A 26123-nucleotide genomic window follows, 5' to 3' on the forward strand; every position below is an offset into this window, starting at 1 on the left:
CGTATAACTCTGGTGATTCCGACGACATGACAGGTGGTTCCGGGCGGCGGTCAGGCGCGAGCCGGCCCCGTCGCGCCAGGCCGTCGCCGGTCCGAATCCGACTGCACGAGAGGACAGTTGATGGATGTGGAGAAGCGCCTGCGGGACGAGAACCCGGGCGATGGCTTCGGTCGTGGGACGGCCGGGGTGAGCAGACGGCGGTTCCTCGGATACGTCGTGGCGGGATCGACGCTCACCGTCGCCGCCCAGCTGGGCGAGGTGGTGCTGGCGCCGTCGCGGGCCGCCGCCGTGGTTCCCTCGGTGCCGGGGCCGTCCGAGGTCTACGACCTCAACGACATGCTGACCCACGCCGCACTGCCCACGTCGAATCTGATCACGATCCGGATCGGTTCCGACGGCACGGCCTCCTTCGCCCTGCCGCGGGCGGAGGTCGGGCAGGGCATCACCACGTCCTCCGCGATGCTGATCGCCGAGGAGCTGGACCTCCCGCTGGAGAAGATATCGGTGACGCTGGCCGACGCCCGGCCGGAGCTGCTGTTCAACCAGCTCACCGGCGGCTCGAACACCACCATCTCCACCTTCACCCCGATCCGGGTGGCCGCGGCCGTGGCACGGGGGCAGTTGCTGAAGGCCGCGGCTCTGGAGCTGGGTGAAGCGATCGGCTCCCTCACGGTAAAGGCCGGCGTCATCACCGCCCCGGCCGGGGCGAGCATCACGTACGGCGAGCTGGCGGTGAAGGCGGCCGTCCTCGCGGACGCCCAGGTCGAGGTCACGCTCAAGGAGCCCTCGCAGTTCAAGGTCATCGGAACGGCGCAGCGGCGCATCGACGCCCTGGCGGCGGTGACGGGCCGCAAGAAGTTCGCGATGGACGTGCAGGTGCCCGGCGCCCTGCCCACGATGGTGTGCAGGCCGCCGACGATCAACGGCACGGTCCGCTCGGTGGAGAACCTGGACGAGGTCCGGGCCATGCCGGGCATCACCGACGTCGCGCGGATCTCCACCGGCGTCGCCGTCCGCGGCCGCACGTTCGGGCAGTGCATCGACGCGGTCCGCGCCCTGAAGGTCACCTGGGCGCCCGGTACCGCCGAGGGAACCTCGGACACGACTGTCCTCAAGGAACTGCGGGCAGCCGAACTTCCCCTTGTCGTACCGCCGCTGCCCCTCCTCACCAAGGCGGTCGACGCACGGTTCACCTTCCACTTCGCCAGCAACGGCGCCCTGGAGACCAACTGCGCAGTCGCGGACGTACGAGCGGACTCCGCCGAGATCTGGGCGAGCCTGAAGTCACCGATCGCCGCACAGGAAGAGATCGCCCTCCAGCTCGGTCTGCCGCCCACCGCCGTCAAGGTCCATGTCACGGAGGGCGGCGGCTCGTTCGGTCGCAAGCTCTTCCACGACGCCGCCCGCGAGGCCGCCGAGATCTCCCGGGCCATGGGCAAGCCGGTGAGGCTGATGTGGCACCGGACCGACGACTTCCGCCAGGGCCGCACGCATCCGATGTCCACCTCGCGGGTGCGGGCCACGTACACGCTCGGGCAGGTCCTGACGTACGAGCAGCGGCACACGTCCGTGGCCACCGACTTCGGCCATGGCCTGGGCGAGATCATCACCTCGGAGGCGGCCCGACTGCCGGTCGGTGATCTGACGTTCTCCGAGACAATTTTCGCTCTGACGCAGCAGAGTCCGTACCACTTCGGGGTCACCACCCAGCTCCTCGCCGAGACCCGCAAGGGCTTCAACACCGGCTCCATGCGGAACATCTACTCGCCCAACGTCCGTTGCGCGCAGGAGCTCGTCGTGGATGAGCTGGCGAAACGGACGGGGAAGGACGCCCACGCGTTCCGGCGTCAGTTCCTCAAGGACGAGCGGGCCAGGGCAGTCCTCGACAAGGTCGCGGAGGTGGGCCGGTGGGGCCGGTCCATGCCTGCCGGCACCGGGCAGGGGATCGCGGTGCACCCCGAGTACCACGGCTTCGTCGCCGCCCTCGCGGAGATCGACTGCCGGCCGGAGACGACCGGGCGGAAGGTCCGTGACGCCTACACGGGCCCTCGTGTCACCAAGGTCGTCTGCGCCGTCGACGTCGGCCTCGCCGTCAACCCGCGCGGCCTGGAGGCGCAGATGATGGGCGGCATCATAGACGGCATCGCCATCACCCTCACCGCGGGCCTCCACCTCCAGAACGGGCATTTCCTGGAGGGGAGTTGGGACAACTACTTCTACACCCGGCAGTGGAACACCCCGCCCGAGCTGGAGATCGTCGTCATGCCACCGACCACCGGCAAGCCCGGTGGTGCGGGGGAGCTGGCGGTGGCCGGCGCGATGGCGGCCGTCGCCTGCGCCTACGGCCGGGCCACCGGCACCATGCCCACCACCTTCCCCATCAACCACGGCGAGCCCCTCGGCTTCGAGCCGCTGCCCACCACCCCGCCGATCCCTGCCTCGCCCACCGACGGCCTCGACCGCACCTTTTAGAAGACCAGGAGTTCCCGTGCCGCAACACACCTTCATCCTCAACGGCAAACCGGTGACCGTGGACATCGAGGACGACGTCCGGCTGCTCTGGGTGCTTCGCGACGTCCTGGGCGTCACCGGACCGAAGTACGGCTGCGGGCTCGGCGTCTGCCAGGCGTGCACCAGCCACATCAACGGCAAGGCGTTCAACCCCTGCAGCGTCCCGGTCAAGGATGTCGGTCCCGACGACGAGGTGACCACGATCGAGGGCCTGCCCGCCACCGTCGGCCGGGACCTGCACCCGATGCAGGAGGCTTGGCTGGAGTACGACGTGGCGCAGTGCGGCTACTGCCAGCCCGGCCAGATCATGACCGCCGTCGCCAAGGTCCGGCGCGCCCGGGAGGAGGGACGCGAGATCGACGAAGCCGACCTCGACGAGATCCGCAACATCTGCCGCTGCGGCACCTACAACCGCATCCGTGAGGCCATCACGGCAGGCGCGGAGAAGTTCTGAACCGATTGCCCTGGTGGCTACTCTCCGGTGCGCCCGTCCAACGACTCCCGGAGGAGGTCGGCATGCCCGTTGTGGCGTGCGTATTCCTCGACCAGATGGACCAGGATCCATCGCAGGCTGGGTGCGCGACCGTCGGGCCAGGTGCGCCGGGCCAGTCGCTCCAGGCCGCCGTCGGCCAGCGCCTGCGTGACCAGGGTGCGGGAGCGGGCCACGGTGTCCTGCCAGAGCGTATGGAGCTGTTCGGGGGTGTCCTCGGCGGCTGAGTGCCAGTCCCAGTCGGGGTCGGCCTTCCAGTCCACCGTGTCCCACGGGGGCTCCGGGTCCCGCCCGTGCAGCCAACGGGAGCACCAGTAGTCCTCGACGAAGGCCAGGTGCTTGAGCATGCCGCCCAGCGTCATCGAGGAGGCACCGACGGTCGCCCCGAGGCCGGCCGTGTCCAGTCCGTCGCACTTCCATGTCAGGGTCGCGCGGTGGAACTCCAGGAAGCCCAGGAGGGTGCTGGTCTCGTCGGCCGCAAGGGGAGGTTCCGGGCGACCCTGTTCGTCCATGTCGGGCATGGGCGGTGAGCCTACCGGCGGGGCCTGCGCCGGGCCAGGGACTTGGGTGGAGCCGGCCGGATCTGCAGTGGCGACGGATGCGACAGCGCCCGGAGGGCGGTGCCCGCACCCGGAACTGCCGGAACCGAGAGGGCGGCCGCAGACGGTCTGAGGTATTCCGGAACTATGAAATCGCAGCGGTTCCTGCGCTCGCTCCACGCTACCCGGCGGCACTCGAAGGCACTGGTGGCAATGCCATTCGCCCTGATCGCCGCCGTCACCGTGGTGGACGTCAGCGCACCGCCGGATGTCCACCTGGGGCCGTTTCTCGTGGCAGCGCCCGCTGTGACCTCGTCGTTCGCCGGCCCCCGTATGACTGCCTTCGTGGGCGCGGTTGCCGTGCTGGCTCAGTCCGTGGTCGCCATCGCACGCACCAGCCTCAACGACCTCAATCACACCTACCAGATCGTGGCCCTCTGCCTGATCTCTGCCTTTGTCACCGTGTTTGCACATCTGAGGGAACGGCACGAGCAGGAGATGACGCAGCTGCGCTCGGTGGCGGAGACGGCACAGCACGTGTTGATGCAGCCCTTGCCCCGTCGCAGCGGCCCCCTGCGCATCGCCTCGGTCTACCTGGCCGCAGAGGCGGAGGCGCAGCTGGGCGGTGATCTCTACGCGCTCGCCCGCACCGCCGACGGCACCCGCGTGATCGTCGGCGATGCTCGCGGCAAGGGACTCGACGCGATCGGTGAAGCCGCCGGCGTGCTGGGTGCCTTCCGGGCTCTCGCGCACAAGGAAGCGCGGCTGCCCGAACTGGTGGGGCACCTGGAGGACGGGGTCACAGTGGACCGCAACGGCACCACGGACGGGGAAGCGGAGGACGACTACAGTGCGGAGGCCTTCGTCACTGCGGCCGTGCTCGACATCCCCGATGCCGGTTCCGAACTTCGCCTGGTCAGCTGCGGTCATCCACCGCCGTTGCTGCTCCATGCGGGCGAGGTGCTGTCCCTCGAAGTGGATGAACCCGCTCCGCCTCTCGGGCTCGCGCAGTTGCTCGCACCCGCATTCACTGCGGAGACGTTCACCTTCGGCATCGGGGACGTCCTGCTCCTGTACACCGATGGCGTCATCGAGTCCCGTGACCGGTCGGGACGCTTCTACCCGCTGTTCGAGCGGGTTGCGTCCCGGTGCGGAGACGGTGCGGAATCCCTGGTGGAGTACGTGCGTGCCGACCTCCTTCGGCACGCGGGCGGGCGCCTCGGAGACGATGCGGCCGTGGTCGCCATCGAACGACTTCCGGATGCCGCGTGGCATCCCGTCGGACGGTCACGTCGGCAGGGAGTGGCCGAAAAGCAGGTCGAAACCCACCGGTAGCTGTAGCAGGACGCGGCGGGTGAGCGCCTCGCCCGCAGCGTCGGCGGTCGCGCTGAGCACGGCGCCGACGTCCCACTTCGCGGTCTCCTCGGTCGCTCCGTCGATCCAGGCCGCGGTGGCGCGCACGAACCGTTCGGGGGAGAGGGGCTCGGCGGCCTGCAGCGGGCTGAGGAGGATGAGGGCATATGTCTCCGGGAGGCGAGCGGCGGGCTCGGCCCGCTCCTCGCCCACCAGATGCGCGCCCAGGAGGGCCGGCACGACGCGGGCTGCCCGTTCCGCTTCCTGCCGGGTGTCGTAGTCGCCGCGTTCCTGGACGCGGTCCAGGAATGCTTCCGTTCGCAGGGTCACTGCAACTGTCCCCTTCTCGGAACGCGGGGGACGGGGCCGAGGGGGAGGGGAGATCCGCCCTGTCCTCCGCTGCCTGTGCGGGCGGGATCCGGCTCAGTCGCCGATCCCCTTGCGCGCTGCATCTCCGTCGATGGTGATCTTGCGGGGCCGGGCGCGCTCGGCGATCGGGATGCGCAGGGTCAGAGCTCCCGTGTCGTAGTCGGCACCGATGTGCTCCGTGTCGGCCAGGACGACTCGACGGCTGAACACGCCCAGCGGGCGCTCGGAGAGCTCCACCTGCACATTGTCGCTCTTGACGGTCGGTCGGTGCTCGGCCTTGACCGCCAGCACGGTCCGCCCGACGTCGATGTCGAGCGCCTCGGGGGTGACAGCGCCGGAGCAGGAGAGCACCGGCCCCGCAGACCGCACCGTCACGGCACGGGCTCAGCCCTGCAGCGTGACCGTGAAGCTGCGGCCGTACGCGTGGCGGGTGTCGACGTCGACACGGGTTCCGCCGTGGACCGGGCTCACGCGTACCCCGTCGTCCGACGACACCTTCCGCAGTGACCTGCCCCGGATCAGGACACTGGCCCTGTCCCGGCCCATCGTCGGGTCGGACACGGCGACGGTGGTCGGACCCCGGTGCCCGCGGCGCTGCATGATCACCGACGCCGGACCGTCCATGCGCAGGCCCGCGACCTCGTGCCGTCCGGGCGTGAACGTATTGGCCGCCCTCAGACCGAGGCCGGTGTGGGACACGGCCTGCAGGTGCGGGGTGTTGGCCAGGACCTGCAGCGGACCGTTCGGGTACGACGCCAACTGCGTCCCGCCTGCATTCGGCACCAACGCGTAGGCCATGCAGAGGGGTTCGGCTCCGGGTGCCTGGTCGACCGTTACGCCGAGGACGGTGCGGGTGACGGCGGTGTCCGGGTTCGAGGTGCGGACGACCCGGCGGCTGCGGGTGACCTCGTCCAGGGCGACCCGGACCTGCGGGGTGTCGAGGAAGACGTAGCCGACTGCGGTGCGTTGTGTGGTGTTTGCGTAGCGCAGCCAGTGCAGGTCACCGGTGCCCGCGCCGGTCCACGGACGGCCGCCGCGGAGCATCCCGGTGAGAGAGACCTGGTCGCCCGGCGAGGCGGTGCGGGCGTCGAGGGTCGTGGTCACGGCCCGCCCGGCAGGGTCACCGACCCCTGCGGCAAGCACCACGATCTCCTCGTCGAGCAGGAACCACGATTTCGTCGCCGTGGCATTGCGGTAGACCACGAAATCGTCCGGCAGCAGGTGCCTGTCGCGGTCGGCGACGTCGCCGGACTGCACCATGCCGACCGCGGCGTACGCCCCGAGAACGGCGCCGCCGGAGCGCTGATCGGTGCCACGAGGGAAGTACACGTACGTGTTCTGCGATTCGGACGACGAGGTGAAGTTCAGCGGGTGGCCGGGGTTGTCGTAGTACGGCTTCCCGTACAGGTCGGGGACGGTGCGTCGCTGCTCGACAGGCGCGGTGACACCGGCGAGGCCGTACGGCGAGACCGTGGTGAAGTAGTCGACGCCGTACGCCTGCGACTGGTCCTGCCCGGAGAGATAGAGGTAGTACGCCCCGTCGCCCTGGAACCACGGCATGAGGTTCTCGCCGTTCATGTACTCGTACTTGCTGATCCGGTCCGAGCTGCGGGCGAGCGCGAAGGCGTAACCGGGCCTGCGATGCACATTCCTGTCCATGGCGTTGAAGGCGACGCTGCGCGAGGCGGCGTTGAGATCCTCGGCAGGTACGGACGGGTCGCCGATGATGTCGGCGTACCGCACGACACTGACCGGGGAGACGAAACGCCCCGGGTCGAGCGTGCCGCGCGAGGTCGACCGGATGTGCTTGACGTAGCTCTTGAGAGCGGCGGCGTCGGCGCCGCTCGCGAGCGAGGCGAGGTCGACCACGGCCTCGACGACCACGGCGACATCGGTGTAGCCGCTGTCCGTCCGTGACACCGCCCGCCCCTTGACGATCTCCATCATCCAGCCCTCGAAGATCAGCGGCGCGAAGCCGTTCTGCACCCAGCTCCGCACCGTCGGTACGAGCTCCTCGCCGTGCGCGAAACCCGTACCGTCGAGGATCTTGAGGGTCTGTACGACGCGGGTCAGGAGGCCCTTTCCGTACGAGCCGGTGTAGGCGACGGAGGCGTGCTGGATGAAGGATCCGTCGGCGTAATACCCGTCCGTGACGCCGTGGTCGAGGTGATAAGGGTCGATGGTGGCGAACACCGTCAGCTGGTCGGTGAGGGCCTTGCGGATGCGGGACTCGTCGCCGAGGAGCGCGCCCTGGAGGATGCGGTCGGTGGTGATGTCGGCGAGGTTGGCACCGGTGTGGAAGCGTGAATCGAGATTCACGTCGCCGTCGATGCCGTTGCGGAGGTAGGCGTCCATCGAGGCGACGTAGGTCTGTGCGAGGTCGGGGCGGTAGGCCCGCACTTCGTCGGCGAGGAGCACAAGGGTCTTGCTGATGTACTGCGCGAAACCGATCTCCCAGTAGAACCAGTTGCCGTAGTACCCCTTGGACTGGTCGCCGTAGTACTGGTCGTGCAGCCGGGCGAGGCCGTCGAGCACGCGCCGCTGCACAACGGTGTTCCCGTACAGGTCCGAGGGGGTGCCGCCCGGGGGTGTGCAGGTGGCGAGAGCGATCTCGTACAGCCGCTGGAAGGCGCTGTTGAGGTTGGCCTCGTTGCTGCCGAGCACCAGCCCGGCGAACAGCTCGCCGGGGCCCGCGGAGTCCATCGCCCTGAGATTCGCCCGCGCCACGTTCTCCACAGCGGCCAGCTTGGCAGCCGTCTCGGGGCGGGAGTTGGACTCGGCGGTCCCGGCGAGGACGGCCACGGTGTTGGCCATCAGGCGTGTGCTGCCCGCGGTGACACCGGCGGCGGTTGCCGGTTGTGCGGGGATCACCGACAGGAGACCGGCGGCTGACAGAGCGGCCAGCAGACGTCTGCGGGTGATCTCCATGTGGCGTCCTCCGCCTGTGAGTTGGCGACCCGGCGGGCGGAGTCAACCAGAACGGTCGAGCGGCGACAAGGGGATGCGCCGGCCAGGAACGCTGTCCCCGAGTTCCGAGCCCAAGTGAACGACCGGGCTGCGGCCATGCCCTTCGGCGGAGTGCTCCCCGCCTATACGCTGCACCCGGAGCTCAAGAACCGGAGGAGTGCCGTTGAGTACCGAGACCGACATCCTCGTCCTGGGGGGTGCCGGCGTGGATACCATTGTGTACGTCCCCCAGCTGCCTCTTCCGTACGCCGACAGCTACATGGTGCCTGCCATCGAAACACGGGCGGGCCAGACCGGCGACTTCGTGGCGCTCGGGGTACACGCTCTGGGGCTGCGCACACATCACATCGACATGATCGGCGATGACGACGCAGGCAACCTGGTCCGCGCGCTGCACCGCGACCGGGGCATCGCGCTCACCGAGGTCCCCCTGCCCGCAGGCACCAAGCGCGCGGTGAATCTCGTCGGCCCCGACGGGCGCCGGCTGTCGTTGTACGACAACAGCCGCTCGCAGGAAGCGGACCGCCTGCCGCCGGAAACGGTGGGTGCCCTCGCCGCGGTCAGCCGCCACGCCCACGTCTCCATCACCTATCCCTGCGCGTTCGCCCTTCCCACGCTGCGCGAGGCAGGGGTGACCATCTCGACCGACCTGCACAACTGGGACGGCGCGCAGACGTACCACGAGGCATTCGCCTACGAGGCCGACCTGGTCTTCCTGTCGACCGCCGCCCTGGTGAACCCGGAGAAGACCATGCGGCAGATCGTGGAACGCGGCCGAGCCCGAGCGGTCGTCGCCACAGCGGGAGCCGAGGGGGCGTATCAACTGTTCGACGGGGAGCTGACCCACATTCCGGCGGTCACACCGCCCGCGCAGGTGGTGGACTCCAACGGCGCCGGCGACGCGTTCGTGGCGGGCTATCTGTTCGGCCGGCTCTCCGGCGAGTCACCACAGCGGTGCGGCCTCTACGGCGCGATCGCCGGAGCCTATGCCTGCACCGTCCCGGCGACAGGGACCGACCTCATCAGCCGGGCCGAACTCCTCTCCCTCGCCGCGGCGGAAGGAGGCCCGGCCGGCTGATGACATGACGTGCAGGACGGCAATTGCAGTTGACGGCCCACACTGCGCGCGGTTTCCTGCTGCGATGACTGATCTCCGCATCGAGCAGGTGGACGGCGATGCCATGCTTCGTGACTGGCAGCATGTCCATAACGCGGTCGTCCCCACGGCCGCCCTGTCTCTCGACGAAGTACGTGAGCGCGTCGAACGCAACCGGTTGGAGGTTGCGTATCTGGGCGACGTCCTTGTCGGCTGCTCGACCGTGCGCCCGCCCACGAGCGAAACATCGGTTGCCACGGTGATCGCCAGAGTGCTCCCGGCTCACCGGCGACAAGGGTTTGGCGGAGCACTCTACGCGCGAGGGCTGGCGCAGGCGCGAAAGCTCGGAGCCGACGTCATCGAGACGGTGGTCCTGGAGTCCAACCCGGACGGGCTCCGGTTCGCGCAGGCACAGGGATTTGTCGAAGTCGAGAGGTACCTGCTGCCGGAGGACAGTGTGCGCTTCATCGACTTGAGGCTGGCCTGACCCGGCGTCGACCGGCACAGGGTCCTCAGGACTCCCTGCCTGACCGGAGCGGATTCCGCGCCGGCTCGCGCGGCTGCAAGACCATCGGCCGATGGCCGGCGTCCACCTCGACAGGTCGCCGGTGCTCGCTGCTCAGCGACTCGGCCACGTCGTCGTCCGGCTCGGCGCCGGTGAGCAGGCATGTGAGGGACGTCGCCGGAAGCTCGCCGAGCGGGCGCGCGGCGGATGCGGCGGCGGGTCGCCCACGATCCGTGCGATCCCCGCATCCCCTGAGCGCGGCGGTCGGTGGTGCGGGGCGGGGTCTACGGACCTTCCGGGGCGGGGACCACGTGCATGGCCGCTTCCTCGGCCGAGGCTGCTGCGCCGTCGATGCCGACGTCGAACGCGATCATGTCCTTCTCGTCGTCCTCGTGAGCGCCCTCGTCGGGTGCGACGAGCCGTCCGGCGCGCAGACCGCCGACCTCGTCGTCACGGACCTCACCGTCGGTGTCCAACACATCTCCGATCTCGTCCTCGTCGGGTACAACGAGATCCGGCTCCTCCTCACTGAGGCGCTGGTCGAGCGTTTCGCCTTCGTGCTGCTCGGCCGCCGTGACACCGTGGTGTTCCACGGCCCACGGCCGCTCGGGGGGCGAATAGCCTGCATCGAGCGGATCCGCACCGGCCCGGTCGTCGAGAGTGTCCTCCACGTCGAGCAGGCCGGCGTCGTCCTGCACCTCCGAGCCGTCCGGCTGGTAGACCTCGTCGCCCATCGTGGTGTCGATGTCCATGTCACCTCCAATGTCGGGAGTGAACCGTCGGGGCGACGTCCCGTTCGCGTCATGCCCTCGTTCTCATCATGTGCGGTGTCGGCCGTCGGGACGAGCGGAAGCGCACCGGCGCCTGTGGTGAATGCGGGGCCAGGACCTTCACCGGTGGCGCGGCGTGAGCAGAACAGCGCGGTGCGTATCGGTCTGCTGCCCGAAGTGCGCACAGCCTCCATGAAGATCTCGCCGAGCGGCCACCGGCTGCCCGTGATACGGAGGGCGAAGGAGGTGACACATGACCGGCCAACCGCTCCGGGACCGGCTCACACTCGTGGCTGCGCTGGTGGGGCCGCTGCTGGTCGCGCTGGCACTCGTGCCGTTCCGTACGGACCTGTCGAGGACCAATGCCGCCCTCGTACTCGTCGTGGTCGTCGTCGCGGTCGCCTCCTTCGGCAGCCGGGTCGCGGGCGCGGTGGCGGCGCTGTCCGCCGCCGTCTGGTTCGACTTCTTCCTCACCCGGCCGTATCAGCGGTTCACCATCAATGGCGGCGACGACATCGAAACGGCCGTGCTGCTCCTGATCGTCGGTCTGATCGTCTCGCAGCTGGCCGCCCGGGTACGGCGGCTCGAGGTGATCGCCGTCACCGATGCGGGCCACCTCACCCGAATCCATGACACCGCCGAACTGGCGCAGGCAACCACCTCCGCCGACGCCGTCGTCGCCCATGTGCGGGATGAACTCGTCGAGCTGCTGCAGCTGCGGGGCTGCCGGTTCGAGTACGGAACCCTGCTGGGGCGGCCACCGCGGCTGGAGCAGGACGGCAGTGTGTGCGTCGGCCGAAGGCGCTGGGACGTCGCGCGTGGCGGCTGGCCGGAGGGCGAGATCGAGTTGCGGGCCAGTGGGCAGGGCCACTACGTCGGCAGGTACATGCTCGATCCCACGCCGGGAACCGTACCGACGCTGCAGGCCCGCCTGGTCGCCGTGACACTGGCCGACCAGGCGGGCGCCGCGCTCGACATGGCAGGCCGGACGGCGGGCGGCTGAGACGGGCCGGGACCGCCGCCGCCGCCGAACGGGGCGGACGGCCGGCCCGGTCAGCCGACGTGGATGCGGGGCCGGCGTGCCGGGTCCGGCTCCGCCCGGCGCAGCACCTCGCGGGTGACCGGTGCGACCTCGCCCTCGCCGAACACGAGGAAGCGCAGCAGCTGGCTGACCGGATGGCCCTCGGTCCAGTTGAAGTAGGCGTGCGGGACCTCTCCGGTGCGGTTACGCAGCTCCAACAGCACCGCGGCGATGGTGTTGGGCACCACCGCGCTCTCCATGCGCAGTCTGCGTACCCCGTGTTTCTCGTCGCCGTGCACGGCCACCGCGGCGGTGAAGTCCGAGGAGTCCTGGATGAAGACTTCCAGGAACAGCACGGGCCGGCCGTCGGGGATATGGGTCTGTTCGCGCTGGCTGTACTCCTTCGCGCGGTACGCGACCGTGCTGTGCTCCTGCGGCTCGTTGGCGATGATCCGCAGCGGTCCGGCCGCCGCCGCCTCGTCGATCAGCCGGACGGCGTCCTCGTCGAAGGTCACCGCCGCCGCGCGGAGCTCGAAGGCGCGGTGGACCCGGGAGGCCGACGACGTCAGCAGGATGGCGATGATGAACAGCGAGGCGATCTTGATGCCGTCGGGCCGTTCGACGACATTGGTGACCAGGGTGTACGCGAAGACTGCGGTGATCGCACCGAACCCGACGGTGCCCCACCGGTGGCCGCGGCGGTGCACGGCGACGGTCGACGCGAAGGACGCCGACAGCATCAGCACCAGTACGCCTGTTGCGTAGGCGCCGCTCTGGTCGTCCACATCGGCGTTGAACCAGACGGTGATGAACAACGCGATCGCCATGAACACCAGCACCAGCGGTCGCACCGCCCGCGTCCACTCGGGGGCCATGCCGTAACGCGGCAGGTAGCGCGGTACGAGGTTGAGCAGCCCGGCCAGCGCCGAGGCACCGGCGAACCACAGGATGGCGATGGTCGAGACGTCGTACACGGTGCCGAAGGCCTCGCCGAGATGCTCGTGCGCGAGGTACGCCAGCGCGCGGCCGTTGGCCGCGCCGCCGCTCCTGAACTCGTCCTGCGGGATCAGGATCGTGGTGGCGAGGCTGGACAGCAGCAGGAAGCAGCTCATGATCACGGCGGCGGTGGTGAGCAGCTTGCGGGTGCCGCGGATCCGGCCGGCGGGCTTCTCGTACGTGTCCGTCGCGTCCCCCCGCACCTGGGGCATCACGGCGACACCGGTCTCGAATCCGGACATGCCCAGCGCGAGTTTCGGGAAGACGAGCAGCGCGACCCCGACCATGGCCAGCGGCGAGGAGTGCTCGAGGGTCATGGCGTCCGTCCAGTCGCCCACCCTGACCGGGTGGGTGAGGATCTCCCAGGCGGAGGTGGCCAGGACGACGACGTTGAGGAACAGGTACGTCGCGACGAGCACCACCGCGATGCCGATCGCCTCACGGAACCCCTTGAGGAAGACCGCAGCGAGGGCGGTGACCAGGACGAGGGTGATCCACACGTTCTCGCCGTGCATCCAACTCGGGGCGAAAGGATTCTCCACGACGTGTGCCGAGGCGTCCGCCGCCGACAGCGTGATGGTGATCATGAAATCGGTGGCCGCGAATCCGAGCAGCACCAGCACGAAGAGCTTCCCCGCCCACCAGGGCAGCAGACGCTCCAGCATGGCGATCGAGCCCTCACCGTGCGGGCTCTCCTTGGCCACCCTGCGGTAGACGGGCAGCGCGCCGAGCAGCGTCAGGGCAATCAGCACCAGCGTCGCCAGCGGCGAGAGCAGCCCGGCCGCCAGTGCGGCGATGCCCGGCTGATAGCCCAGGGTGGAGAAATAGTCCACACCGGTGAGGCACATGACCCGCCACCAGGAGTGCCCCTGGTGCTCGGGACCCGGCGTGCCGTGCGGTCCCGGGTGCCGGGCCGTCTGCTCGCTCAGTCCCTCCAGCAGCCAGGCCCGCCCCCCGGGACGCCGTTGCAGCGTGGCCTGTCCCGGCACGGGCCCGACCGGATCGGGTTCGTGCATGCCAGTCATGTGTGCTCTTCCTGCTGATCGGCCGTACGACGAGGAGCGAGTATCCAGCACAGCGTCACCCGCCCGACGGCCGGGGCGTACGAGACCTGCGGTCCCGAAGGACCGCAGGCGCGTCAGTATCCCGTCAGCGGACCCCCGATGACCGTCAGTATCGCGTTAAGGGATGGCGGACCCTCTGGTCGCCGGGCATAGGTTCGCAGTCATGCCCCGGCCCGTTTCTCCGCACCGGGCCCCACTCGCCCCAGGCTCGTCGAGGAGGATTCCATGGCAGGGCATGCAGCCCGGCCTGCGTACGCGCCCGGGCGAGCGGGAGGCCGTCACGACCGCCGGCTTCACCGTCGACCCGGTCGCCAGGAAAGCCGTCCGCGACGGACGGCTGACCCCGAACGATTGGCATCTGCCGGAGTTCCTGACCGGCAACCCGGGGCCGTTCATCCCCCAACGGCAGCTGCTCCAGGAGATCCGGGGCCTGCCGTACAGCAACACGACCAACTGTCTGCGGGCCTGCGCGGCCCAGTTGAGGCGAAGACTCGACCCGGACCCCTCTCGTCCCCGGTGCCTGATCACGGAGCCGGGATGAGGTACCGCTTCGAGCCCCAGGAATCGGGCGGGACACATGGGACGCGGAAAGCTTCGGATCTACCTCGGCGCCGCTCCGGGCGTGGGCAAGACCTACGCGATGCTCTCGGAGGGCCATCGACGGGTCGAGCGCGGTACGGACTGCGTCGTCGCGTTCGTCGAGCACCACAGCAGGCCGCGCACCGAAGTGATGCTGCACGGGCTGGAGCAGATGCCGCGCAAGGAGGTGGACTACCGCGGCACCGTCTTCACCGAGATGGACGTCGACGCCGTCCTCGCCCGCCGGCCGGCCGTGGCCCTCGTCGACGAGCTGGCCCACACCAACATCCCGGGCTCGCGCAACGCCAAGCGCTGGCAGGACATCGAGGAGCTCCTCCAGGCCGGTATCGACGTCGTCTCGAACGTCAACATCCAGCATCTGGAGTCGCTGGGCGACGTCGTCGAATCGATAACGGGAGTCCGGCAGCGCGAGACCGTCCCCGACGAATTCGTCCGGCACGCGGACCAGATCGAACTTGTCGACATGTCGCCCCAGGCGCTGCGTCGCCGCATGGCGCACGGCAACATCTACAAGGCCGACAAGGTCGACGCGGCACTCTCCAACTACTTCCGCCCCGGGAATCTCACCGCCCTGCGTGAGCTGGCGCTGCTGTGGACCGCGGACCGGGTCGACGAATACCTCCAGGAGTACCGGTCCGAACACCGGGTGTCGAAGATCTGGGGCTCGCGCGAGCGCATCGTCGTCGGCCTCACCGGCGGCCCGGAAGGCCGCACTCTGATCCGCCGCGCGGCCCGGCTGGCGGAGAAGGGCGCGGGCGGCGAACTGATGGCCGTGTACATCGCCCGCAGCGACGGCCTGACCTCCGCGTCGCCGAGGGAACTCGCCGTCCAGCGCACCCTCGTCGAGGACCTGGGCGGCACCTTCCACCACGTCATAGGGGAGAACGTCCCGTCCGCGCTGCTGGAGTTCGCGCGCGGCGTCAACGCGACCCAGATCGTTCTCGGTGTGTCCCGCCGCAAGCCCTGGCAGTACGTGTTCGGGCCCGGCGTCAGCGGTTCGGTCGCCCGGGACTCGGGCCCCGACCTCGATGTACACCTGGTCACCCACGACGCCATGGGCAAGGGCCGCGGACTGCCGATGACCCGGAGCAGCCGGCTCGGCCGCTCCCGGATCATCTGGGGCTGGCTGACCGGGGTGGCCGGACCGGCCCTGCTCACGGTCCTCCTCAGCAGCCTCGCTCCCGAGGTGGGCCTGGCCAACGACATGCTGCTGTTTCTGTCGCTGACGGTCAGCGCCGCGCTGCTCGGCGGGCTCCGGCCCGCGCTCGCCTCCGCGGTCTTCGGCTCCTTCCTGCTCAACTGGTACTTCACCCCGCCCGTCCACACACTGACCGTCGCCGATCCGCAGAACATCGTGGCCATCGCGATCTTTGTCGGCGTGGCCGTCTCCGTCGCCTCCGTCGTGGACCTCGCGGCCCGCCGTACCCAGCAGGCGGCGAGGCTGCGCGCCGAGTCCGAGATCCTCTCCTTCCTGGCGGGCAGCATCCTGCGCGGCGAAACGACGCTGGACGCGCTGCTGGAGCGGGTCAGGGAGACGTTCTCGATGGAGTCCGTGGCACTGCTGGAGCGGGAGAACGAGGTCGCCCCATGGACCTGTGCGGGCAGCGTCGGCCCCAGGCCGGTCGGCCGTCCTGAACAGGCCCATGTGGACATGCCCGTGGGGGACGACATGGCGCTCGCTCTCTACGGCCGGGTGCTGCCCGCCGAGGACCGGAGGGTGCTGGCGGCATTCGCCGCGCAGGCGGCCGTCGTGCTCGACCGCCAACGCCTCCAGGACGAAGCCCAGCGGGCCCGCGGACTGGCCGAGGGCAACCGCATCCGTACCGCCCTGCTCGCCGCTGTCAGCCACGACCTGCGGACACCCCTCGCGGGCATCAAGGCGTCCGTCACCTCGCTCCGCTCCGACGACGTCGAATGGTCGGAGCAGGACCGGTCCGAACTCCTCGAAGGCATCGAAGCGGGCGCCGACCGCCTGGATCACCTCGTCGGCAACCTCCTCGACATGTCGCGGCTGCAGACCGGCACCGTCACCTCGCTGATCCGCGAGGTCGACCTCGACGAAGTGGTGCCGATGGCCCTGGTCGGCGTACCGGAGGGGAGCGCGGTGCTCGACATCCCGGAGGATCTGCCGATGGTCGCCGTCGACAAGGGGCTCCTGGAACGGGCGGTCGCCAACGTCGTGGAGAACGCCGTCAAGTACAGCCCCGTGGGCAGACCGGTGCTGGTGTCGGCCAGCGCCATGGCCGGCCGGGTGGAACTGCGGGTCGTGGATCTCGGCCCCGGGATACCGGACGAGGTGAAGGACCGCGTTTTCGAACCCTTCCAGCGCTACGGTGACGCACCGCGCGGCGCGGGCGTGGGCCTCGGCCTCGCGGTGGCCCGGGGCTTCACCGAGACGATGGGCGGCACGCTGACCGCCGAGGACACGCCGGGGGGTGGGCTCACCATGGTGCTGACGCTGCGCACGGCGTCGGACCGGGTGGGGGAGTGGCCGGACCTTCCGGCCACCGTGACCTCTTAGCCGCGGGGTTCACCAGCCCGAGTTCGCGGTCTGTGCTCTCCGCGCACGCGGACGGGGGTGGTTCTGGTCCGGTGTCGGCCCCGGGGCGGCGAGGTCGAGCACCGTCCGGCCGGGACGAATCCCGCCCTGGAAGGCTGAGCCCGGACGGAGGGACGGCTGAAGCCGCGCGGGATGGACGGCCGCACCACGGCCTTGTGCCACTCCTCCGCGGCCTTCTCGCCCGCCTTGAAGGTGCGGGGGCGTCACGCAGACCCGACTGTAGCGCCCCGCCGTAGAACAGGTCGGGACCGGTGACGAAGTCGACGTCGTGCATCCACTGGGTGTCCCCGGAGGTGACGTACTCGGTGCGTGTCCTGCCCGTCGGCACCCAGCGCGAGGTCTCCCAGGCGACCTCGGCGTAGGGGCGCCAGCTGAAGCGCTGCTCCAGTCAATGTCACGGGACGGCCGTCGCACGCGGGTCTTGAGCCCGAAGCCGGAGTCAACGCCCGGATTGAAGCCTCGCACCGGGTGCTGGACATCGCGGCACTCGGACGGCCCGCGCTCTCAGGGGTGCCGACACTCGACGGCTCGGGAGCGGTCGGCGGCGGTGCGCACGCCGACCACGCGTACCTGGTGATCGACGCCATGGCCGAGCGGACGAACCTCGTCGCGGGCCTGCTGAACGCGATCCAGTACTCGTAGGGGAGGAGTTCACGGACGAACGGTTGTGGGCCCGGCAGTCACTGCCGGGCCCCATGTCATCCGTTCACCTCACGAGGTCCTGGCCGGACCCTCCTCAGGGGAAGGACACCACCGTCGAAGGAACGGTCGAGGTGCCGGACGTGGGCGAACCGGTGCTGTTGATCACGTGCTCGTACTGTCCCTGGCCACCCAGGGACACCACCAGCAGATCGTGGAACTTCACCCCCGGCTTCACCGGGGCCTCGAACCCGTGGTCCTGACGGATCGTCGGATCCACGTTGAAGTAGCAGTAGCTGCCCAGGCCCCAGCCCTCGTGGTGGTTGACCGAGTCCGCGACCTTGTAGGCGGCGTACCCCTTGATGGTGCCGTTCTGGACGGCGGCCTGGTTCGGTGCGTCGTACGCCTTCTCGTTCTGGAAGAAGATCGTCCTGCCGTTCTCGCCGTTCCACTGCACGTCGTACTTGTTGAAGTGCTCGACGAAGAGGCCGGTGGCGAGGACGTCGTCACCGTCGACCCGGAGCCCGTAGTCGGCCCGGTTGGTCTCCCAGCCGACCCCTTCTCCGTGGTCGGCGCGCCAGATCCAGGTGTGGTCGACGATGGTGTCGTCGTTGTTGATGACCATGCTGGTGGTGGCCTTGCCGGCGCCCGCGCCGCCGATCCGGACGAACACGTCCTGCACGGTGGTCGGATTCGCCGAGTGGTCGGCAGAGGCGCCCTCGGGGCCCACCTGGAGCAGTACCGAGGAGTTCTGCGGACCGGCGTCGATCAGGAGACCGGCGAGCTTCACGCCGTCCACGTCGCCGACCTTGATCGCTGTCACGCCGTCGTCCGGGATGATCGTCGCGAGCCCCAGGCCGAGGACGACCGTGTTCGCCCGGTCGATGTCTATGGTCTGGTCCACGTGATAGACACCGGGCGTGAACAGCAGGTGCAGGCCCTGCTGGACCGCGGCGTTGATGGTCTGTGCGGTGGCGCCGGGCCTGACCACGTAGAACTGGCTCAGCGGGATGGACTCGCCCTGCGGCGTACCGTTCCAGGAGACGCCGCGCGCGTTGGTGCGCTTGGCCGGGACGAAGACCTTGTACTCGGAGCCGTCCAGGTAGAGGAACGGCTTCTCACGGGAGACCGGGGTGGTGTCGAGCGTGGTGTACGGAGGGTCGGGGAAGCTCTGCGCGGGTGCGCCCTCGACTCCGGAGAACGTCATGTTCCAGACTCCGTTGGTCCAGCCTCCGACCGAGCTGTCACGGGTGTACCACTGCTGCTGGGAGTACGGGCCGACCTGGCCGTCGATCTTGCTGTCGGCGATGTAGCCGCCGCTGGCCCAGCCGTAGCCGTCGGGCGCCAGATTGAGCCCGCCCTTGACGTGCATCCGCCGGAACGGCGCGGCCTGCGACACAGCCCAACGGTCCGTGCCGTTCACCGGGTTGAGCGCCAGATTCTCCGCCGAGCGCCAGAAGTTCTGTGTGGCGTTCCCGTTGAACCAGCCGGCGTCGACGGTCACGTCACCGTTGAAGGTGGTGTCGTCCGGCTTGAGGCCGAGCCCCGCGATGGAGGTGTAGAAGCCGAGCTGTGCGTTGATGTTGTCGTACGTGCCCGGCTTGAACAGCAGCGCATAGCGGCTGTTCCCGAACTGCGCGGACTCCTGCTGCTTGAAGATCTCGTCGACCTTGGCCTGGATGCCGGACGTCGACGGGTCGAAGACCAGCACATTGGGTCCGAGGTCGCCGCCGCCGGGAATCTGCGGGCCGCCCTGGCCGCCGGTGGTACCGAACACCTGGAACTCCCAGAGCGAGTAGCCGTACGGGGTGGCCCGGGATGTGCCGGTCAGCCGGACGTAGCGGGCGGTGCCGGAGACGTTCAGGGTCTCCGTGCCGCCGGGGCCGCTGGTGGTGGAGTAGGCGGTGTTCCACGTGCTGTTGTCGGTGGAGAACTCGATCCGGTAGCCGTTGGCGTAGGCCGCCTCCCACTTCAGCACGATCTGGGAGACCGAGGCGGAGGCGCCCAGATCGACCTTGATCCACTGCGGGTCGGAGAAGGCGCTCGACCACCGGGTGCCGTCGTTGCCGTCCACGGCGGAGGTGGCGGGGGTGCCGGCGTTCTCCTCGCTGGAGGACGTCACCGTTCTGCCCTGGGAGAGCAGTGAGGGCGCCGCGCTCGCCGGGGTCGCGGGGACGAACGCCAGCAGCGAGATGACGAGACCGACGACGACGGTGAGCACACCGGTACGTCGTCCGTCCGATGAACGGGCAGGTCTGCGGAGCACGGGGGGTGCGTACATGGGGGTTCGTCTCCTGAGTCGTGGTGCGGGTGCACGACGCGCAGCCTGAGAGCGCTCTCAGGCTACGGAGGATACTTCTCTCTTGACTCGGACACGTCAATAGGTGTGCAACGGGCGTCGGATCAGGGCCTGTTGGGAACAAGAGTTGAACGAATGGCGTGCACCGACCACCTCATCGGTCCGCCCTGCCGACGGCGGCGCAGGGAGGCTGACGGAGTGTCGGCTTCAGGGGGTGTCGCCGGACGGCCGTGGCGACAGCCGGACCGTCCGCAGCGGCTCGCGCGGCGGGCGGGCCCGCCACTCGCGCGGGTAGCCGATCGACACCTCCTCGAACCGCACCCCGTCGTGATGGGTCACCCGTGGGATGTGCAGATGCCCGTAGATCACGGCCGCGGCACGGAACCGGCGATGCCAGTCCCGGGTGAGCTCCGTCCCGCACCACTGCGCGAACTCCGGGTGCCGCAGCACGTCCGTCGGTTCACGCACCAGCGGGTAGTGGTTCACCAGGACCGTGCGGTGGTCCTCAGGGATCCCGGCCAGCCGCAGCTCGGTCTCCCGTACCCGCGCCCGGCACCAGTCGTCGCGCGTCGGGTACGGATCGGGGTGGAGGAAGTGCTCGTCGGCGCAGACGATCCCGGCCCCGCGGGCGATGGCGAGGGACTCGTCCCTGGTGGTCGCCCCGGGGGCGCGGAACGTGTAGTCGTACAGCAGGAAGAGGGGGGCGACGGTCACCGGCCCGTCCGCGTCCTCCCACACCGGATAGGGGTCCTCGGGGGTGAGGACGCCCAGGCTTCGGCAGAGGTCGACCAGGTGGAGGTAGCGTGCCTCGCCCCGCAGTCGCACGGGATCGCTCGGGTGGGTCCACAGCTCGTGGTTCCCGGGGGCCCAGACGACTTTCGCGAAGCGCTCGCTGAGCAGCGCCAGTGCCCGCTCGATATCGGCGACCTTCTCGCCGACGTCACCTGCGACGATGAGCCAGTCGGCGTCGGTGCCAGGGCGCAGGGACGAGACGATGTCACGGTTGTCGGCGTACGCGACGTGCAGGTCGCTGACGGCCAGCAGCTGTCCGTTCAGGGCAAGAACTCCTCGCTCCGTGGGCATCGCCCGGCAGCCACTCTATCGACATGCCGCGCGAGGCGGCCGATTGCCTTTCAGGGAAATGGTGTTCGACCGGGGTGGCGGTTCGGGACGGTCGTGTGCTCTGCCGCCCCCCGGCGGCCCATGCGTACCGGCGTAGCATGATCCCCATGGAACAGCGCACACTGGGCAGGACCGGACAGGACGTATCCGTCGTCGGACAGGGCACCTGGCAGCTCGGCGGTGACTGGGGCGAGGTGCGGGAGGCGGACGCATTCGGTGTCCTGGACGCGGCCGTCGAGTCGGGCGTCACCTTCTTCGACACGGCGGACGTGTACGGCGACGGCCGCAGCGAACAGCTCATCGGCCGCTATCTGAAGGACCGCCCGGACGCCGGTGTGTTCGTCGCCACCAAGATGGGGCGGCGCGCCGACCAGGTCCCGGAGAACTACGTCCTCGACAACTTCCGGGCGTGGAACGACCGCTCGCGGGCCAACCTCGGCGTCGACACGCTCGACCTCGTGCAGCTGCACTGCCCGCCCACCGCCGTCTACTCCTCGGACGAGGTCTACGACGCGCTCGACACCCTCGTCGCCGAGCAGCGGATCGCCGCCTACGCGGTGAGTGTCGAAACGTGCGCCGAGGCGCTCACCGCCATCGCCCGCCCCGGCGTCGCGAGCGTCCAGATCATCCTCAACCCGTTCCGTCTCAAGCCGCTCGACGAAGTCCTCCCGGCTGCCCGTGCGGCGGGTGTGGGCATCATCGCGCGGGTCCCGCTCGCCTCCGGACTGCTCTCGGGGAAGTACACCAAGGACACCGTCTTCGCCCCCGAGGACCACCGCTCGTACAACCGTCATGGCGAGGCGTTCGACCAGGGCGAGACCTTCTCCGGCATCGAGTACGGGAACGGGGTGGCCGCGGCTGCCGAGTTCGCCGAACTCGCACCGCAGGGGGCGACACCGGCCCGGACCGCACTGCGCTGGATCATCCAGCAGCCCGGAGTCACCAGCGTCATCCCCGGCGCGCGCTCCGTGGAGCAGGCCCGGGCCAACGCGGCGGCCGCGTCGCTCCCGCCGTTGTCGCAGAGCACACTCGACGCGGTGCGGGACCTCTACGACCGTCGGATCCGCGCGGAGGTCCACCACCGCTGGTAGGCGGAAGTCGCGGCTGACCGGGCCGGCCCGGTCAGCCGGTGAGATCGACCCGTACGGTCAGCAGGTTCGTGCCTACCGCCCGGACCGCGGCGCTGTTGAGGCGCGGCAACGTCCTGAGTCGTGCCCGGGCGTCGTCCTGCGGAACCAGGTGGGCGGTCCCGGCATGCCAGCGTCCCTTGATCCGGACCCTCACCCGCGGGTCGGCCTGGATGTTGCGTACGTAGTGCGACTTCTCGCCGTACTCCGAGACCAGCCAGAACTCGTTCCCGACGCGGCGTCCGCCGACCGGCGTCCGGCGGGGGAGTCCGGAGGTGCGTCCGGTGGTTTCCAGAAGTGTCTGATACGGCAGCTGTCGGACCATCGGATTGCCGATCCGCCGCTGGAACGACGTGACGGCCCGGAACTTCATCTCGTGATACCGCGACATGCGTGACTCTCCCCGTCGGTGCCGGTGACGCTCGCCGGAGGCCAACCTAGTCGAGGGGCCGGGCACGGCACGGGATCCGGCGGCGCCGTGGGATCAGCCCAGAGCGGTGCCGCGCGCGACCAGCAGCGCAACATCGGCCCCGGCCAGGCCGAGCGTGGCCAGGAACGGCAGACGGCTGTCGGGGGAGGTGCCCAGCGGGAGGCACAGGACGACGGCCGGCGCCCCGGTCACCGCGAGGCCCGTCCAGCCCATGGCGTCCGGCGGTCCGGGCGGGCCGAGAACGAGGACGGCCGAGGCCGCCAGCAGCGTGAGTGCCGCGACGGCACGGGACCGGTGCCGGCCCAGGCGCTGGGGCAGGCCCCGGACGCCCGCGGCCAGGTCGGCATCGATGTCGGGGAGGACGTTGATGAAGTGCGCACCCACCCCGAGCAGGGCGCCCGCGACCACCACCCAGGCGGCGGGCCAGGGGCGGCCCGGCAGCGCGAGGGTGAGGAAGGCGGGCAGAAGTCCGAACGCCAGCGCGTAGGGCAGCCACGACCACCGCGTCCGTTTGACGCCGAGGTTGTACGACCATCCGGCGGCCACCCCGATCAGATGCGCGCCGCCCGCCGCCGCGCCGTTCGCGAGGGACAGGGGAGCGCACAGTACGAGCGCAGCACACGCCGCGACCGACACGCTCCGCACCTGCACCTCGCCCGCCACGAGCGGCTTGTCGCGCCGGTGTGCCGCGGCGTCCCGCGCGAGGTCGATGCGGTCATTGCTCCAGCCGACGGAGAGCTGTCCGGTGAGCACGGCCAGGGCGACCAGACAGCTGCCGAACACGTCGCGCCCCGCTGCGACGGCCAGGGCGGTGATCAGGGCGGTCACGGCCAGCGCGGGGGCCGGGTGGGCCGACAGGAGGAGCGCCAAGGCGCCGCGGCCGAGGCCCGGGCCACCCGCACGCGCTGCAGCCTCCGCCGGTGCTGGCGCCGGAGCGGGCGAGACGGCCGACAGGAAGAGCGCCTGAAAAGTCTGATTCATGATGTTCGATCAAAACATCTCTTTCGCGCCTATGGTGACGGAATGACGCGAATCATCGCGGTCCATGGTGTGCTCCCGCCGCACCGGTACGAGCAGTCCGGGATCACCGACGCCTTCGCCGACATGTGCCTGCCTCCGGGCGCCGACCGCGGCGTGCTCGAACGCCTGCACCGGTCCGCCGGTGTACGCGGCCGCCATCTGGCCCTGCCTCTGGAACGGTACGCCGCGCTGAGTGGTTTCGGCGAGGCCAACGACGCGTTCATCGAAGTCGCCCTGGAGCTCGGGGAACAGGCCGTACGCGGCGCCCTGGACCGGTCGGGCCTGGACCCGGGCGACATCGACCTGGTCATCTCCACCTCCGTCACCGGCATCGCCACCCCGTCCCTGGAGGCGCGGCTCGCCGGGCGGATCGGGCTGCGGTCCGATGTGAAACGCGTACCGATCTTCGGGCTCGGCTGCGTGGCCGGGGCCGCCGGCCTCGCCCGGCTCCACGACTACCTCGAGGGCCACCCGGGCCAGACCGCGCTGCTGCTCTCCGTCGAACTCTGTTCGCTGACCCTGCAACGTACCGACACATCCGTGCCGAACCTGGTGGCGGGCGCACTGTTCGGTGACGGCGCCGCTGCGGTCCTCGCGGTCGGCCGGGACCACCCGCAGCGTCAGGAACAGTCGGGGCCCGTGGTGGTCGCGACCCGCAGCAGCCTCTACCCCGGCACCGAACGCACACTGGGCTGGGACATCGGTGACCAGGGCTTCCGGATCGTCCTCGGCGCCGACCTCCCGAACCTGGTACGCGAAACCCTGGGGGACGAGGTGCACTCCTTCCTCTCCGACCACGACCTCAAGACGCAGGACGTGACGGCCTGGGTCTGCCACCCGGGCGGTCCCCAGGTACTCGATGCCGTACGCGAGACGCTGGATCTGCCCGCCCGCGCACTGGAACTGGCCTGGCGTTCGCTGGCCGAGGTCGGCAATCTGTCCTCAGCCTCCGTCCTGCATGTCCTCAGGGACACCCTGACGCTGTGCTCACCACCGCCCGGAACTCCGGGACTCCTCCTCGCGATGGGGCCCGGCTTCTGCACCGAACTCGTCCTGCTCCGCTGGTAGCCGCCCCGTGATTCCCTACACCGTCCTCGTTCTTCTGGTCGCCGTCGAGCGCCTCGCCGAACTCGTCACTGCCCGACGCAATGCCGCCTGGAGCCGGCGCCACGGCGCGGCGGAGTACGGGCAGGGTCACTACCCCGTCATGGTCGCCCTCCACACCGGCTTGCTGGCCGGCTGCCTGGCGGAGACCTGGCTCGGCGACCGCCCCTTCCTGCCCGCACTCGGCTGGCCGATGCTCGTCCTGGCCCTGGGCGCCCAGGGCCTGCGCTGGTGGTGCATCACCACGCTGGGGCCGCGCTGGAACACCCGCGTCATCGTGGTGCCGGACCTGCCGCTCGTCACCGCCGGTCCGTACCGGTGGCTGAGCCACCCCAACTACGTCGCCGTGATCGTCGAGGGCCTCGCACTGCCACTCGTCCACACCAACTGGCTCACCGCGACCGCCTTCACCCTGCTCAACCTGCCGCTCCTCGCGACCCGCGTACGGTGCGAGAACATTGCCCTGGCCGGGGCCGCACCGGCAGCGCCGTGATCGACCTGCTGGTCGTCGGCGGCGGACCCGCCGGCCTCGCCACCGCGATCCACGCCGCCGAGGCCGGGCTCGAAGCGGTGGTCGCCGAACCACGCCCCACCCCGATCGACAAGGCCTGCGGCGAGGGGCTCATGCCGGGCGCCGTGAACGCTCTGGCCGGACTCGGCGTCACCGTCGCCGGACACCCGCTGCGCGGGATCCGCTACCTCGACGACCGCCACCGGGCAGAAGCCCTCTTCGCACCCGGCCCCGGTCGCGGTGTCCGCCGCACCGAACTGCAGACCGCCCTGGCCCGCCGGGCCGCGGAACTCGGCGTGCGGGTGATCCCCGTGCGGTCGGGCAGCGTACGGCAGAGCGCCGACAGCGTGAACGCGGCAGGTGTCACCGCCCGCTACCTGGCCGCCGCCGACGGCCTGCACTCACCGATCAGACGCCAACTCGGCCTGGACCTGCCGGACCCACGCCCCCCGAGGTTCGGGCTGCGCCGCCACTTCGCGATCGAGCCCTGGACGGACTGCGTCGAGGTGCACTGGTCACCATGGGCCGAGGCCTACGTCACGCCGCTGGGCCCACGCCTGGTCGGTGTCGCCGTCCTGACCACGGAACGCGGCCCGTTCGACGGCCACTTGGCCCGCTTCCCCGTCCTGGCCCGGCAGCTGCCGGCGAGCGCCACCACGCCGGTGCGCGGCGCCGGACCGCTGCGCCAGCGGGTCGGCTCCCGTGTGGCAGGGCGGGTCCTGCTGGTGGGGGACGCCGCGGGATACATCGACGCCCTGACCGGTGAAGGAGTCTCGCTGGCCCTCGCCGGGGCCGCTCAACTGGTGCGCTGCGTCCGGGACGACCGGCCGCAGGCCTACGAGCGGGCGTGGCGCAGGGTCTCCCGTCGCCACCGCCTGCTCACCGAATCGCTGCTCCGGGCCCGGCAGCACCCACGACTGGCGCGCCGCATCGTCCCGGCCGCGAGCCGTCTGCCCACCGCCTTCACCAGCCTGGTCAACCAGCTGGCCTGAGCGCGGTCCGGCAGCGTCCACCCGTACCGGACGGCCTG

General features: G+C 70.1%; 21 protein-coding genes and 2 pseudogenes. 13 read left to right on the forward strand and 10 right to left on the reverse strand.

The annotated features are described in order from the left end of the window. Window positions 1–120: 120 nt before the first annotated feature. A complete protein-coding gene (locus OHA03_RS28125; protein WP_267006521.1) occupies window positions 121–2472 on the forward strand; it encodes a molybdopterin cofactor-binding domain-containing protein in 2352 nt (783 codons plus the stop codon). A 16-nt stretch (window positions 2473–2488) separates the two neighbouring features. After that, window positions 2489–2965, forward strand: a complete 477-nt coding sequence (locus OHA03_RS28130; RefSeq protein ID WP_267006522.1) for a (2Fe-2S)-binding protein — start codon at window positions 2489–2491, stop codon at window positions 2963–2965. 17 nt (window positions 2966–2982) lie between these two features. Here the strand turns inward: OHA03_RS28130 and OHA03_RS28135 are convergent, their stop codons facing one another. After that, window positions 2983–3522 (reverse strand): DinB family protein, encoded by a 540-nt coding sequence (locus OHA03_RS28135; RefSeq protein ID WP_267006523.1) that lies wholly within the window; start codon window positions 3520–3522, stop codon window positions 2983–2985. Between the two features lie 231 nt (window positions 3523–3753). Between OHA03_RS28135 and OHA03_RS28140 the strand changes: the two genes are divergently transcribed. Then, entirely contained in the window at window positions 3754–4875 is a 1122-nt protein-coding gene (locus OHA03_RS28140) for a PP2C family protein-serine/threonine phosphatase (protein ID WP_267006524.1), read from the forward strand. On the opposite strand, the gene OHA03_RS28145 is transcribed toward OHA03_RS28140, so the two are convergent. The 3 genes and pseudogenes from OHA03_RS28145 to OHA03_RS28155 form a co-directional block, all read right to left on the reverse strand. Then, a complete protein-coding gene (locus OHA03_RS28145) occupies window positions 4828–5223 on the reverse strand; it encodes a DUF2267 domain-containing protein (RefSeq protein WP_267006525.1) in 396 nt (131 codons plus the stop codon). The genes OHA03_RS28140 and OHA03_RS28145 overlap by 48 nt on opposite strands. Window positions 5224–5316: 93 nt before the next feature. Further along, a pseudogene (locus tag OHA03_RS28150) lies at window positions 5317–5592 on the reverse strand (Hsp20/alpha crystallin family protein); the annotation flags it as partial. Window positions 5593–5646: 54 nt separating this feature from the next. After that, the gene (locus OHA03_RS28155) at window positions 5647–8190 is read right to left on the reverse strand and encodes a polysaccharide lyase family 8 super-sandwich domain-containing protein (RefSeq protein WP_267006526.1); all 2544 of its coding nucleotides are present in this window, start codon (window positions 8188–8190) and stop codon (window positions 5647–5649) included. 202 nt (window positions 8191–8392) lie between these two features. Between OHA03_RS28155 and OHA03_RS28160 the strand changes: the two genes are divergently transcribed. Next, window positions 8393–9307 (forward strand): adenosine kinase, encoded by a 915-nt coding sequence (locus OHA03_RS28160; RefSeq protein ID WP_267006527.1) that lies wholly within the window; start codon window positions 8393–8395, stop codon window positions 9305–9307. 64 nt (window positions 9308–9371) lie between these two features. Next, window positions 9372–9812 carry a GNAT family N-acetyltransferase gene (locus OHA03_RS28165; RefSeq protein ID WP_267006528.1) on the forward strand — a complete coding sequence of 147 codons (441 nt, stop codon included), beginning with the start codon at window positions 9372–9374 and terminating at the stop codon, window positions 9810–9812. Between the two features lie 302 nt (window positions 9813–10114). Here OHA03_RS28165 and OHA03_RS28170 read toward each other — a convergent pair whose 3' ends face one another. Further along, window positions 10115–10582 carry a DUF5709 domain-containing protein gene (locus tag OHA03_RS28170; RefSeq protein WP_267006529.1) on the reverse strand — a complete coding sequence of 156 codons (468 nt, stop codon included), beginning with the start codon at window positions 10580–10582 and terminating at the stop codon, window positions 10115–10117. A 271-nt stretch (window positions 10583–10853) separates the two neighbouring features. On the opposite strand from OHA03_RS28170, the gene OHA03_RS28175 reads away from it, so the two are divergent. Beyond that, window positions 10854–11603: a DUF4118 domain-containing protein gene (locus OHA03_RS28175; RefSeq protein ID WP_267006530.1), complete on the forward strand. Its 750-nt coding sequence runs from the start codon at window positions 10854–10856 to the stop codon at window positions 11601–11603. 50 nt (window positions 11604–11653) lie between these two features. Here OHA03_RS28175 and OHA03_RS28180 read toward each other — a convergent pair whose 3' ends face one another. Further along, window positions 11654–13642 (reverse strand): amino acid transporter, encoded by a 1989-nt coding sequence (locus tag OHA03_RS28180; protein ID WP_267006531.1) that lies wholly within the window; start codon window positions 13640–13642, stop codon window positions 11654–11656. A 274-nt stretch (window positions 13643–13916) separates the two neighbouring features. On the opposite strand from OHA03_RS28180, the gene OHA03_RS28185 reads away from it, so the two are divergent. The 3 genes and pseudogenes from OHA03_RS28185 to OHA03_RS28195 all read left to right on the forward strand — a co-directional run. Then, a complete protein-coding gene (locus tag OHA03_RS28185) occupies window positions 13917–14222 on the forward strand; it encodes a winged helix-turn-helix domain-containing protein (RefSeq protein ID WP_267006532.1) in 306 nt (101 codons plus the stop codon). A 36-nt stretch (window positions 14223–14258) separates the two neighbouring features. Continuing rightward, the gene (locus tag OHA03_RS28190; protein WP_267006533.1) at window positions 14259–16802 is read left to right on the forward strand and encodes a sensor histidine kinase KdpD; all 2544 of its coding nucleotides are present in this window, start codon (window positions 14259–14261) and stop codon (window positions 16800–16802) included. 426 nt (window positions 16803–17228) lie between these two features. Beyond that, window positions 17229–17483: pseudogene (locus tag OHA03_RS28195) on the forward strand (M20 family peptidase); the annotation flags it as partial. Window positions 17484–17577: 94 nt separating this feature from the next. Here OHA03_RS28195 and OHA03_RS28200 read toward each other — a convergent pair. Both OHA03_RS28200 and OHA03_RS28205 read right to left on the reverse strand, forming a co-directional pair. Further along, window positions 17578–19761, reverse strand: coding sequence for a discoidin domain-containing protein (locus OHA03_RS28200; protein WP_267006534.1), 2184 nt, complete (start codon window positions 19759–19761; stop codon window positions 17578–17580). 225 nt (window positions 19762–19986) lie between these two features. Next, a complete protein-coding gene (locus OHA03_RS28205; protein ID WP_267006535.1) occupies window positions 19987–20862 on the reverse strand; it encodes a metallophosphoesterase in 876 nt (291 codons plus the stop codon). 137 nt (window positions 20863–20999) lie between these two features. Between OHA03_RS28205 and OHA03_RS28210 the strand changes: the two genes are divergently transcribed. Then, window positions 21000–21992, forward strand: a complete 993-nt coding sequence (locus OHA03_RS28210) for an aldo/keto reductase (protein ID WP_267006536.1) — start codon at window positions 21000–21002, stop codon at window positions 21990–21992. A gap of 31 nt (window positions 21993–22023) precedes the next feature. Here OHA03_RS28210 and OHA03_RS28215 read toward each other — a convergent pair whose 3' ends face one another. Continuing rightward, on the reverse strand, window positions 22024–22419 hold the full coding sequence (locus OHA03_RS28215) for a nitroreductase family deazaflavin-dependent oxidoreductase (RefSeq protein WP_267006537.1): 396 nt from the start codon (window positions 22417–22419) through the stop codon (window positions 22024–22026). A gap of 93 nt (window positions 22420–22512) precedes the next feature. Then, window positions 22513–23439 carry a UbiA family prenyltransferase gene (locus OHA03_RS28220; protein WP_267006538.1) on the reverse strand — a complete coding sequence of 309 codons (927 nt, stop codon included), beginning with the start codon at window positions 23437–23439 and terminating at the stop codon, window positions 22513–22515. Between the two features lie 42 nt (window positions 23440–23481). On the opposite strand from OHA03_RS28220, the gene OHA03_RS28225 reads away from it, so the two are divergent. From OHA03_RS28225 to OHA03_RS28235, 3 genes are read left to right on the forward strand one after another with little or no spacing between them, the layout of a single operon-like run. After that, complete coding sequence (locus OHA03_RS28225; protein ID WP_267006539.1) at window positions 23482–24546, forward strand: type III polyketide synthase; 1065 nt, start codon at window positions 23482–23484, stop codon at window positions 24544–24546. 7 nt (window positions 24547–24553) lie between these two features. Next, entirely contained in the window at window positions 24554–25075 is a 522-nt protein-coding gene (locus tag OHA03_RS28230; RefSeq protein WP_267006540.1) for an isoprenylcysteine carboxyl methyltransferase family protein, read from the forward strand. Then, window positions 25072–26085: an NAD(P)/FAD-dependent oxidoreductase gene (locus OHA03_RS28235; protein ID WP_267006541.1), complete on the forward strand. Its 1014-nt coding sequence runs from the start codon at window positions 25072–25074 to the stop codon at window positions 26083–26085. Before OHA03_RS28230 ends, OHA03_RS28235 begins: the two co-directional genes overlap by 4 nt. The last annotated feature ends 38 nt before the right edge of the window (window positions 26086–26123 follow it).

The sequence above is a fragment of the Streptomyces sp. NBC_00154 genome, assembly GCF_026342835.1.
Lineage (GTDB): Bacteria > Actinomycetota > Actinomycetes > Streptomycetales > Streptomycetaceae > Streptomyces.